The sequence below is a fragment of the Sporomusa sp. 246TCP1 genome (assembly GCF_057319775.1).
The window spans coordinates 5987481-5999561 of sequence record NZ_CM170492.1 but is presented as its reverse complement, the minus strand read 5'-3'; the positions used below and the strand labels follow the sequence as shown (position 1 = coordinate 5999561).

Sequence of the window (12081 nt, the reverse complement as noted above, 5' to 3'; positions counted from 1 at the left end):
TTATATATTATTATAAAACTAATTGTTACGGCAAGGGCAAATAAACAAGGGTCTACATTGTATTGTACATTAACATAACGCTTCTCTCTGAGATGTACATTTATAAAAATACTATTGGAAGCACCTCTCATTATCCGGATATCAGACAAAATCCCGCATTTATTTCCCCGGAAATAAATGCGGGATTTTGTTACCCTAACAGAAAGAATAAAACTTATTGAGATAAAACATCAGCCAGTCGATATAACTCTGGATCAATGTCTTTTTTCTTACCAACAGCATCAGTAATGGGCACTTCCACACATTGGTTATTTTTGTAGCCAATCATAATATCACTTCTACCTTCAACAAGAGCTCTGACTGCTCTTTCCGCTAAGCGACTAGCCAGCAGGCGATCTGCTACAGTAGGTGCTCCGCCACGCTGAATATGTCCAATAACCGATACCCTCGTCTCTAATTCCGTCTTGGCTGAGATGTATTTACCCAGATCCATCGCACTACCGGCACCCTCAGCCACAACAATAATACTATATTTCTTACCCTTAGATCGCGACTCTACTAGTTTTTTACAAATATTATCTGATGAGAATGGTTGTTCTGGAACAAGAATAATTTCAGCCCCACCTGCTAGTCCCGCTGTAAGCGCAATCCAGCCACACGCTCGACCCATTACCTCAACCAGCATAACCCGTCCATGCGCAGAGGCAGTATCCCGCAATTTATTTATAGCATCAAGTGCTGTATTTACGGCTGTATCAAAGCCAATCGTATAATCTGTGCCCCAAATATCATTGTCAATCGTCCCTGGCAACCCAATAATCTTAATTCCAAGCTCGCTCAGTTGTTTAGCCCCGGTAAGAGAACCGTCACCGCCAATAACAACGAGACCTTCAATACCATGTGCCTGCAAATTGTCGGCCGCCTTTTGCTGTCCCTTCAAGGTTCTAAACTCTTCACTGCGGGCCGTACCTAAAAATGTCCCCCCTTTTTGGATAATATCCCCTACAGAACGTGAATCTAATTTCGTCATATCATCAGCAATCATGCCCGCATAGCCGTTTCTAATTCCCCATACCTCAATCCCGCAAGTCAATGCCACACGAACTACTGCTCGAATAGCTGCATTCATTCCCGGGCAGTCACCACCACTAGTTATTACCGCAATCTTCTTCATACTATCCCACCTTTCCTAAAATTGGTTAAAATAAAGGTACTACCATACGGAAATGACGTACCCAGTTTTGCAGCTGCCCACAATGAAACCACATATCATTTACAGCACCAATACCACCACCCAAAGCCGCCAAAAGTACTTTAACAACCATTTAAACAGCCCCTTTATGTAATACATAGCCTATGTATAAAATTAGCATTTAATGACCAGCCTAGAGGTTCTTTTTCAAACTTATTTTAGCATATTTATCTACAACAAGCTTAGTGTGAAATGAGGAGTGAGCATGTTTTTAGTATATGCCTTAGCTGGAGTTTTTTGCTTAGGTTTAGCACCATTATTCGGCAAAACAATTTTAAATAACATGAACCCGGTCACCGCGTTTGTTCTGCGCACGACGATTGCAGCGATTATTATTGCCACTTGGTTTCTTAGCGCCCGCGGTTACAATGAACTTCTCACTGTACCACCTTCACTCTGGATAATCATTACAATTGAAGCCATCTTAGCCGCTCTCCTCGGCGACCTAGCCTACTTTTATGCTTTAAAAGCAGGCAATATCAATGAGGTATCTTTGATTATGGCCTGTGCCCCTTTGATTACACTAATTTTAAGTTATTTTCTACTTCACGAAATGGTTACAACCAGTCAGGTCGTAGGGGCCTTTTTTATAACTATCGGCCTGATATTAATCAGTTTCCAGTAAAGTATTATTCTGTACTTATCTTCCCTCTCCCTAATTTAAAACCCTCTGTTCAAAAATTTGAACAGAGGGTTTTTATTGGATGACTCCGGCTTTCTGCTGCATTTTAGCAGTAAGGAAAGTCGAAACTCTTTAGGATACCGTCACACTATTTGACCACTTTCCACAGTGATCTCCCCAACGGCTAATGACTTTGTCATTCAATCTAATTTCGACAATTTCACACATATTGGCACAGCCTGAGCACTCAAAGCTTTTCGGCTGATAGCTAAAATCAGTAATTCCAAAACCACGAAATGCCGTAGGCCGACCGTCACTAACCTCTTCCTTAGCTAACAAAGCCGCACCGACAGCGCCCATAACGTTAAAATGAGGCGGAACTACTACTTTAGTATTTAGTGCCTCCTCAAAGGCCCGGCGCATACCCTTATTAGCGGCCACGCCCCCTTGAAATAAAATAGGTTCTTTAATTTGCTTTCCCTTGCCGACATTATTGAGATAGTTGCGAACCAATGCCTGACATAAACCATTTAAAATATCAGCAGTTGAATGCCCGGTCTGTTGTTTATGAATCATATCAGACTCAGCAAATACAGCACAACGACCGGCAACTCGCACAGGTGCCTGAGACTCTAACGCGATGTCGCCGAATTGCTCAATAGGAATATTGAGTCTAGCCGCCTGCTGATCAAGAAAAGAGCCTGTACCTGCGGCACATACGGTATTCATGGCAAAATCGGTTACAATTCCATTGCGCATAATAATAATTTTGGAATCCTGCCCTCCGATTTCGAGTACGGTCTGTACATCCGGTACCAGATGCATAGCCGCAACAGCATGGGCCGTAATCTCATTTTTTACACTATCTGCCCCTATTACAACACCGCTCAGTACCCTTGCACTACCCGTAGTCCCTACACCACGCACCATAATATCTGGATTGCGCTCATAAATTTGCCGTAAACCTGTTTGTACGGCTTCGATGGGACGTCCTTGGGTACGGATATATAAAGTATCCCTCACTACTGTTTGGTCATCCAAAATGATCACATTGGTACTAACTGAACCAACATCAATTCCTAAATAGGCCTGCATAAACAGCCTCCTTTGAGATATCCAGACAAAGTCCTCAGAGAATTCATCCAGTATATAATTACCAATATTGCTGTTTTTATGCTATATTTATGCTTGTAATCAATCATTTACAAGGATTCCTGTTGGTATACCCTTTAAGATATCTGCATTATTATACTCCTTAACGATTTCCATTACCGTTTTCATACTTTCACTTATATACTTATTTTTATAATAGACTATGTTAAATGATCTATCCCAAGCGTTTTCTTTACTCTTTATCACATATAGCTGTTCACTTTTTATCTCTTCTTCCACCAATCTTATCGATATCGCTGCCAGACAATTATTCTCCAATACAGCATTTTTTATTACGCCCGGACAAGTTACTTCCCAGGCGACTTTCAGTTTAGTTCCATTCTTTTGCATATAATTCTCAAACAATTCCCTGGTGCCGCTTCCTTCTTCGCGCATTACAAAATATTCATTCTCGAGTTCTTTTATCGAAATCCGTTTACGACCTGCAAAACTGTGGCTTTTAGCACATACAATAACAAGATAATCCTTTATGACCGGAGTGTTGACTAAGTCATGGCTTTTGACCTGACCTTCCACAATTCCAATATCCAACTCTGCTTTTAGAATTTTATCTTCTATAGATTTTGTATTATTCATATAGGCAAAGGTTCCCACATGCGGCATTCGTTCCCTAAAATGAGTAAGAATGGACGGTAATAGACAGGAGCCTACTGTTACCGTCGCACCAATACGTATTTTTTCCGAGTGACCTTCGATAAACATATACTTGTTCAATTCATCAAATTGCTTTACTGCTACCCTGGCATAGGTAAGTAGATTTTTCCCGACTTCCGTTATGTATAACTTTTTGGAAATTCTTTCAAATAGCAATACTCCATAATAATTTTCCAATTCTTTAATTGCCTGACTCACCGTTGGCTGAGAAATAAAATATTTGGCAGCAGCAGCACTCATTTTACCAGTTTCGGCCACAGCAATAAAGATTTTCAGATGCCGTATTGTCATTTTTTCTCCTTAAACTTTTGAAAACCAAATTACAGTTAATAGGTTTTACCTATTATTATCATAAAATAATATCACTTTAATTATTAATCAACAAGTGCTATATTGTTACCATAGATATTTTTTAGGAAATAATAGCATAGGAGAATATGAAAAATGGCTACATTAACAATTAGTAAAGAAGATGAAAAAAGAGTAAAGGCACTTGGCTTTCTTAACAACAAAGGAACAGATAATTTTTCAGCAAGAGTGCTTACCGTGAATGGTGCTATTACAGCTGCTCAGGCTAAATGTATAGCTGCTGCTGCTGAGTTATTTGGTAATGGTATTATAACCTTTACAACAAGACTTAGTATAGAATGTCAGGGTATTCCATATAACAAGATTGAGAACTTCCGTTCCTATATTGCCAAAGAAGACCTCGTTACCGGGGGGACAGGTGCTAAAGTACGTCCAGTTGTCGCCTGTAAAGGCACTACCTGCCAATATGGCCTCATTGATGCCTCCGGCTTAGCCAAAGAAATTCATGAAAGATTTTTCAACGGCTATGCTAGTGTGAAATTACCACATAAATTTAAAATTGCAGTAGGTGGCTGTCCAAATAACTGTGTAAAACCGGACTTAAATGATTTAGGTATTATTGGTCAAATGATTCCTATTTTTGATAAAGACCAGTGTAAGGGCTGTAAAAAATGTTCGGTCGCTTCAGCCTGTCCGGTAAATGCCGCTACTATGGTAGAAGGTATTTTAGAAATTAACTCTGACAACTGTAAACATTGTGGGCGCTGTATTGGGAAATGCAATTTTGATGCTATTAAAGACGGAATACAGGGCTATAAGCTATACATTGGCGGCAGATGGGGTAAACGCACAGCTCATGGCCAAGCGTTAAACAAAATGTTTACAAATAAAGAAGAAGCCTTACGCGTAATTGAAACGGCTATTCTTTTTTACAAAGAACAAGGTAAAACCGGAGAACGCTTTTCTCAAACCATAGAAAGACTTGGTTTTGAAAATGTTGAAACGCAACTGCTATCAGATGAAATATTATTGAGAAAGCCGGAAATTTTGGCCTAAGCTTCACATAACAAGTGGAGCTACCTGTTGATTCTAGCCTCCTTTGCCTGGACATAAAAATCTTCCTAAATGATAGAATAATAATATTCTTATCATTTAGGAAGATTTTCCACATATTTACACAATAGAATATTTTCGGTATCGCCATAATTTTATTATTTTATGCATTTGCTGATTGTTTCCACGTTTTTGCTCCACACAAACACTGGTATTGAGGGCGAAAAACTGTTTTACAGAAAAAAACTTTTGCTCCACATTCTGTGCACACCCATACTCTGGAAACTTCCATATAGGGCATGTCCAACATGCGCGCTATTCCCACTGGTTTTCTTTGCGATAGTAATTGAATCACCCAAATCATCTCCTCTACCTATTGACTATGAGTCTTATTCATCCTTATCTACTTCACTTGTATGCTTTTTATAAAGCCAATAAGCTAATTCCAATCTTAATTTATGGAGACTATACTCAAGCAACCCCAGTTGCATATAGTTATCGGCAAATTCGCTCAATTCTTCATCAGTAAAGTCTCTTCTCTCTGACTTGTAGAAAGCCAACTGAGTCATTCTTGCCAATGCCTGTTCTGCCAAGCCTATTTCGCTCATGCATATCAGTAGTTTCTTGCGCATTCCTCATCCCTCACTACACAGCTTGGCTACTAAAAAAGCTTCTCGTTAAAAATCATTATATATTACCATATTTTTCTCTACAAGTAATGTAGCATAACTTGCCCTTAAATCAGCATGAGTTGACTTGTAGGATAGGAAGCTTCCCAACAAACATACAGGATAATATGTCCAGCCTTATGAATAAGGAAATTCGCTGAAGACTAATACCATAAAGAAAAAAGCCAGCGTCCCCAAACCGTAAAGAATATTGCTTAGTAGTTTGAGCAATGCTGGCTGTAAAATATTCCTCTTTTGTCATTATGCCTATCTGCAAATTTTGGGGCTACTACTATTTGTAATGCATTCTACCTGCTCAACTATTTAAATAATTAAGAATCAACTTGCGTGGCACTTGCTGAATGGTGATGACCACCATCGATTAAACTAAGCAACCATGCTACTCCACCATCAGTAGCCAAATCACCGAAAATTAATTCAGTCCTCTGTATATCCAATTCTGCTACACAGGGCTTGCACCATTTTTTTTTAGGCATGGATTTTCAACCTCCTTTTACGTTATAAACATATCCATTGATTAGAACCCTGTTCCACTATCTTGCCAAGCTGCTACGCATCGGTTCTACCCAGTTGTTATTAGATATAAATATTGTCAACTCTTTTGCAATAAGAAACAATGACCAACGAGCATCGGTTATTGTCCAATGTATATTGGTATATAAATATGCAGCAAAGCTATCCCTTATACTTTTTTAATTTAGGGGCATAATTTTTTTCAACCAAGCCTACAACGGTTAATTAGCCATAGCAGCTTTTCTCTTATATTTTTAAATGTCGTACCCCCAACATTCAAACAGTAACTATAGACATGCGAGCTTATAAAAACGGCTATCCTCATCTGCAATAAAAGATCGGTACGAGCCTTGCTCTACTATTCTTCCTTTTTCCATAACAAGTATCTGATCAGCATTTTTAATTGTAGAGATGCGATGGGCAACCATCAATATTGTTAGCCTACCCCGGAGACCGTCAACCGCATCTTGGATGCGCTTTTCATTTTCGGTATCCAGGGAACTTGTTGCTTCATCCAAAATAAGCAATGCAGGCTTTCTTAACAGGGCCCTTGCCAAGACAATACGCTGCCGTTCTCCGCCAGATAGGCGTATGCCCCGATCACCTACCAGCGAATCCAGTTTTTCGGGCAAGCCTTCAACAAACTCATCAATAGCAGCCAGCCGTAAAACGTGCCATATCTCTTCCTCTGTCGCCTCTGAGCATGCCCATATTAGGTTGTCCCGGATACTGGCATTAAATAAAAATGCATCCTGCGGCACATAGCCAATGGATTGCCGCCATAAATATCTATTATTATCAGCATCAAGCCGCTTATCATCAATCCAAATTTCTCCTTGCTCGGTTACTATCAGCCCAAGAACTAAATCTGCCAAAGTGCTTTTGCCGGAGCCTGATACTCCGACAATAGCAGTTGTTGTTCCTGCCGGAATAACAAAATTAGCTTGTCTTACCGCATAGCGCTGACTGCTAGTATCATAACGAAAAGAAACATCGGCAACACGTATCCCAGTTCGCAATGCTAACTGCTTCTCTCTTTGATACAATACTGCCTTTTCTGCTTCGGCTTCACACCGATTTTGAAGCTCGGTAACCTTATGAAACGCCGGCAGCATCATAGCCAATGTCTGGAATCCCGCCTGGAAAGCTGAAAACCTAGGCCACAACCTTGTAAAAATGACGAATATTATGATTAGTTCCCTAGGATCACTGCGGAATATTTGAATAGCAAAAAAATAGAAAATACTAATAAAGACTGCTGCGCCTACTTTATATACAAAGGTGGACTGACTACGAAGTTTGGCTAAATCGACAAGCACACCACCAATCTTTCTCCAATGCCGTTCAAAATTTTCCACTTGCTGTGCTTCAACACCATAGCTTTTAACTTCTTTGATCCCGTTAAAATGCTCACTTATTTCCGAAAATAGCTGGCTGGCACATTCTGATAGTGTCATGCCCATTTTCCGGGTTCTCCTGACAGTAAATTGCAGGCAACCAGATAAAATTAATCCGCAGCAGAGCACCAATAGCGTTAGATATGGAGCTATAATAAAGGCAATCCCCACATGAATAACAGCAATCATTGCAGTAACAATCATTTGCAAAAGCTGATACGCCCCGGTAGTTACCCGTGGCATTTCCGTAGCTATAACATGAATGATGTCTGATCGTTTTGACTTAAGAAAGAATGACCAGCGGGCATAGGTTATCGTCCGGTATATATTTGTATACAAATATGTAGCAAAACTTTCCCGTATACTGCTGTTTAAGATAGACTCATAACTTTGCAGCCATGCCTGCCCGGCGTTGATGCCAATATACACCATAAGGACAAGCGGCAAGGCAACCCCTGAAATGTTTAAGTACTCCTCGACCCAATGTCCAAAACCCGCCGTTTGATTACTGGTAATTCCAGCAAAGGTAAGCAACGGCACCAGCATCATAACACTAGCCCCTTCGAGCAATCCCAAGACAACAGTTAAGAATAGATCAAGTACTAATTTCGCCCGTACAAAATTATACAGTTTTAAAACGTACAAAAATAACGGCTTTAGCATAGATATTCTCCTCAAAAACCTTCTCTACCAACCACGATAAGACTAACCCAACGCCACATGTCTCTATAAAGAAGTTTTGGAACAGCCTCACTGGTCTTATAAAAGCTGTCCCAAAATTTCTTTAGTGACTAGGAATAATGGTGAGTTGATGTCCATGCAGCCCATTCCGCTCCGGTAGGATCTCTGTGAAGAGGTTTAAAACTTGCAAGCCAGTTATCCAAAGCTGTATTCCACTCATCCCATGACATTGCAGTCATCAATACATCTAATTTTGCAACCACGGGTTTACCCCATTCCTTTTTGATCATATCAACTTCACCTCCTTTCTCGTTATTATCCATCAATTATTTTTCTTGTACCTCGAGACCTGTATGTAAGTCTATTTTCCCTATCTATATGTTGCCCGTGTTTGCTTTTTCCCGCAGATACCGCAGATACAGATCCTATGAAAAACACAATAGACAGTAGTCCCCATGCTAGTATTAACATACCACATAACTCTGCCATCAAAGTACCTCCAGCCTTCTATGTCCCACTATTTCCGCCAATATCAGCAAACTTAGCAACAACAGTGAACATACTACTATTACGGCCTCCGGTTACTAGTTTATTCCCAGAGCGAAGCCATGCATGAGCAATCATTTGATCCCCCTTATCTTTTGCAACACCTAAATACATGGTATTTTGCAGCCGTCTATGACGAAGTAGTATCTTTCCGGTTATTGCCTGCACCAAACATTTACTTTCCCATGGAGTGTACTTGCTCACAGCTCGAATAGCCCATCTTACCCGATTAATAAATGTGTCGTGGTTTCCGTCAATAAAAGGAGACTCTTTCATATACTTGCCAAGCCAGACAGTAATATAGCGAAAGGGTACAAGTAAAATAAGTAACCTGACAATTGCCAGCAGTATAAATATATACATCAATAACAGCTTATCAGTCCATGAATAGCGAAAGTATTTTAAAATAAGCCTATGCAACCTTAATAAGGCCTTCTTTATGCAAACAATCAAGAAATCCCAAAATGTCTGCCTGGCACTGCTGCTGCTCTACCTCATATTCTTCACCCAAAATCCGAACTACTTCAGCCACACTTTGGGGAGCTTCAATCAACTCCCAGATTCTACTCGCGATAGAATCCATCCCATAATATTTACCGTTTTCAATACTTATCATTACTATCTCTCCATCCATTTCAGCGGCTACTACTTCCATAATCCGAGATATTATTGTATCAGGACTAATTACTTGCTTTTTCATTAACTTGTACCTCCTATCTCCAATCATTACGTATTATATTCCATTATACGTTCCCACATTTATCCAAACAACTTTTTACACACGAGTTACACTTATCTCAACATAAAAAACAACCCTAGTACTACTGCTCGTATTGCACTAGGGTTATCCACTAAATTGTATCCGTTCAGAAAAATATAGTATCTCCCAATTTAGATAAGTGAGTCTTACCCTTAAGTGCCGCTTATAGGTCTCGGGATTTTTAGCGGCTTGGTCATTGGGATATACAATATCACAAAGCTAAAATTGACCTACGATTGTCCATCCCAAGAACATCACAAATTTAGCATAATAGCCTTTTACGGATTTAAAAGTTGTTTGAATTTGACGACATAACCGGTATGCTCACTATCGAAAATCTAACATTATAGAAGTTATCCCTAGTGGCTCACATCTATAACGTAATTATCATAGAATATTGTGTAGCAACGATATAGGTGGTGTCAACTTGTTCAAGCAAAAATACAATTACACTAATAAAAGACTTACCTTACCAAAAGGTAGCGATATATTTACTTATTTAGATTATACAGAAACACTTAAGGTTGCCAATATATTAACAAAAGAGGGGCCCTATGTTGACGTTAGGGCGTTTGGAGCAATTGGAGATGGGAAAAGCCATCCATTATCAAACTATTATTCAACATTAGCACAAGCGCAAGTCGTTTACCCTCATGCCAAATCTCTCACAGATGAAATTGACTGGTGCGCAATTCAATTGGCTATAAACACTTCAGTTAATCGTAACATAAGAGCTGTGGGTAAGTTTCTGGTTAATCAAACCCTAAAACTTACAACTGGAACTTATGACTTCAACTGTAGCAAAATATTCACTAATCAAGATATCAACCTAATAGAGATAATAGATTACGACATTTCGGTATATAGTGGTATATTATCTGTTAAAGAGTATCCAGGAACGTTTAAAAAAGCTGCCATTTACTTTGGTGACTCAATAACTGAAAGGGTAACATTTAGTAACACTACAATTCTAGGTAAACTAATAAGCAATAACCCTAATGAACGGCTAAGTAGCAGTGACTTTACTAAAGAACAACCGGGGGGTACTGGTATCTCATTCGATAAGCGAGTAACTATGAAGACTCGCTACCCTTCGGCATGTAACGTCAATTTCTATAACTGCCATATCGAAGGATTTGCAGTCGGTATAGGAATATTTGTAGAACCCAGAACCGTAGATCAATTTCCTTGGATAAGTTCAATATCATTTCAAGGTAATATATTGAATAGCGCGCACTTCGTTGACGTTGGCGGTGGAGGTTTTATTCAGCAAGTGCGATTTAATAAGGTTATTGCCCAAGCGTACTCCTCGTACACAGGTAAATATCATAGTGCTATAGGCGGTAAGGGTAATTCTTACGACATAGTATGGTGGGATTTAGTAAAAAAGCCAGCTATAATTCTTGAAGATGCTGTGTATAATAAAATATATGGCTGTAATATCTCACCTGCAGATAACCTTAGCTCCAGCTTTATAAATAACTATATTGATAACGAAAGCCGACCACCACTTCTGACAAACCCTATTATAGAAATAGGAGAAAATACTAAAATTGGAAGTCTGAAAGTTGTAGGTCCTAACCTATGGCAATATACCAGTAAAACTCCACAGGTCTTTATTAACAATTATATGCATTTTTATAGTTCAGCTCTTATCGACGGAAAGATTAAAGGACTCAAAATAACCTATGACATTAAAACGTCTATACGTCTCGCCTGCTATTTTATACTGAGACCATGTGCACTAACTAGCGGCCCGATTTGGGATAATAAAACTCCTATTTTCACCAGTGGGATATATAGGATAACGGCAGTTAACGGCAATATCGTAACCTTTAATAGTACTGTTGGGCTGGATGTAAACGATTATATACATGTTTTTGGTGAAGATATCTACGGTTACATTACTAACCCTAGAGATTATAGTGCTACTATCGAAAGTGCGACTTCTGTGCGAAAGTTTAAGATACTTAAAATAAGCAGTAATACATTAACGCTCGATAGGTTCAGTACTGTACTAACTGTTAACGCCGAAATCTCCAGGTATGAGAATACAGGTACATCAGATTTCATCTGGACATCATCTGATGTCTCTCAGTATGCAACAATCACCAATATACTAACATTTCCTACAAATATGAATAATACCTTTTACGGCTATTGCTTGAATTTAGGAGCTATGGTTACTACTTCTGTGCCGTCAATAGTTAACATCTTCTACAAAAATATAAAATTAGAACTGATTTATTAATTAGGCCTACGTTAAAGATCATCAACAGCGATTTCACCTGGCTCAATCAGCGTAACAGCGGCCCACCTTTAGCGTACGCATTGCTCTGCAGCGACGAAATATTTCACTCATTCCCGTTAATTTGCTTGCTTTCGTTGCACATTAGGAGAAAGAGGTTCAGCTATGGTATCGCGGTCAGAAA

At 39.3% G+C, this 12081-nt stretch carries 13 protein-coding genes; 3 read left to right on the top strand and 10 right to left on the bottom strand.

Features of this window, described 5'->3' with window-relative positions:
- Positions 1-214: 214 nt before the first annotated feature.
- Together pfkA and AC1ECB_RS28315 are read right to left on the bottom strand one after the other, a co-directional pair.
- Entirely contained in the window at positions 215-1174 is a 960-nt protein-coding gene (pfkA, locus tag AC1ECB_RS28320) for a 6-phosphofructokinase (protein ID WP_485666870.1), read from the bottom strand.
- Between the two features lie 25 nt (positions 1175-1199).
- Entirely contained in the window at positions 1200-1325 is a 126-nt protein-coding gene (locus AC1ECB_RS28315; protein ID WP_485666869.1) for a hypothetical protein, read from the bottom strand.
- A 132-nt stretch (positions 1326-1457) separates the two neighbouring features.
- Between AC1ECB_RS28315 and AC1ECB_RS28310 the strand changes: the two genes are divergently transcribed.
- Positions 1458-1877, top strand: coding sequence for an EamA family transporter (locus tag AC1ECB_RS28310; protein WP_485666868.1), 420 nt, complete (start codon positions 1458-1460; stop codon positions 1875-1877).
- Positions 1878-2006: 129 nt separating this feature from the next.
- Here the strand turns inward: AC1ECB_RS28310 and AC1ECB_RS28305 are convergent, their stop codons facing one another.
- Together AC1ECB_RS28305 and AC1ECB_RS28300 are read right to left on the bottom strand one after the other, a co-directional pair.
- On the bottom strand, positions 2007-2969 hold the full coding sequence (locus AC1ECB_RS28305) for an acyl-CoA dehydratase activase (protein ID WP_485666867.1): 963 nt from the start codon (positions 2967-2969) through the stop codon (positions 2007-2009).
- 99 nt (positions 2970-3068) lie between these two features.
- Positions 3069-3992, bottom strand: a complete 924-nt coding sequence (locus AC1ECB_RS28300) for a LysR family transcriptional regulator (protein ID WP_485666866.1) — start codon at positions 3990-3992, stop codon at positions 3069-3071.
- 153 nt (positions 3993-4145) lie between these two features.
- Here AC1ECB_RS28300 and AC1ECB_RS28295 point away from each other — a divergent pair, with 153 nt between their 5' ends.
- Positions 4146-5066: a 4Fe-4S dicluster domain-containing protein gene (locus AC1ECB_RS28295; RefSeq protein WP_485666865.1), complete on the top strand. Its 921-nt coding sequence runs from the start codon at positions 4146-4148 to the stop codon at positions 5064-5066.
- Between the two features lie 386 nt (positions 5067-5452).
- On the opposite strand, the gene AC1ECB_RS28290 is transcribed toward AC1ECB_RS28295, so the two are convergent.
- From AC1ECB_RS28290 to AC1ECB_RS28265, 6 genes are all read right to left on the bottom strand, one after another.
- Positions 5453-5695: a hypothetical protein gene (locus tag AC1ECB_RS28290; RefSeq protein WP_485666864.1), complete on the bottom strand. Its 243-nt coding sequence runs from the start codon at positions 5693-5695 to the stop codon at positions 5453-5455.
- Between the two features lie 368 nt (positions 5696-6063).
- The gene (locus AC1ECB_RS28285; protein WP_485666863.1) at positions 6064-6228 is read right to left on the bottom strand and encodes a hypothetical protein; all 165 of its coding nucleotides are present in this window, start codon (positions 6226-6228) and stop codon (positions 6064-6066) included.
- A gap of 324 nt (positions 6229-6552) precedes the next feature.
- Positions 6553-8325 (bottom strand): ABC transporter ATP-binding protein, encoded by a 1773-nt coding sequence (locus AC1ECB_RS28280; RefSeq protein ID WP_485666862.1) that lies wholly within the window; start codon positions 8323-8325, stop codon positions 6553-6555.
- A 128-nt stretch (positions 8326-8453) separates the two neighbouring features.
- Positions 8454-8633 (bottom strand): hypothetical protein, encoded by a 180-nt coding sequence (locus AC1ECB_RS28275; RefSeq protein ID WP_485666861.1) that lies wholly within the window; start codon positions 8631-8633, stop codon positions 8454-8456.
- Between the two features lie 217 nt (positions 8634-8850).
- Positions 8851-9309, bottom strand: coding sequence for a lasso peptide biosynthesis B2 protein (locus tag AC1ECB_RS28270; RefSeq protein WP_485666860.1), 459 nt, complete (start codon positions 9307-9309; stop codon positions 8851-8853).
- Positions 9302-9589: a lasso peptide biosynthesis PqqD family chaperone gene (locus AC1ECB_RS28265; RefSeq protein WP_485666859.1), complete on the bottom strand. Its 288-nt coding sequence runs from the start codon at positions 9587-9589 to the stop codon at positions 9302-9304. The genes AC1ECB_RS28270 and AC1ECB_RS28265 overlap by 8 nt, the downstream gene beginning before the upstream one ends.
- A gap of 487 nt (positions 9590-10076) precedes the next feature.
- Here AC1ECB_RS28265 and AC1ECB_RS28260 point away from each other — a divergent pair, with 487 nt between their 5' ends.
- On the top strand, positions 10077-11900 hold the full coding sequence (locus AC1ECB_RS28260) for a hypothetical protein (RefSeq protein WP_485666858.1): 1824 nt from the start codon (positions 10077-10079) through the stop codon (positions 11898-11900).
- The last annotated feature ends 181 nt before the right edge of the window (positions 11901-12081 follow it).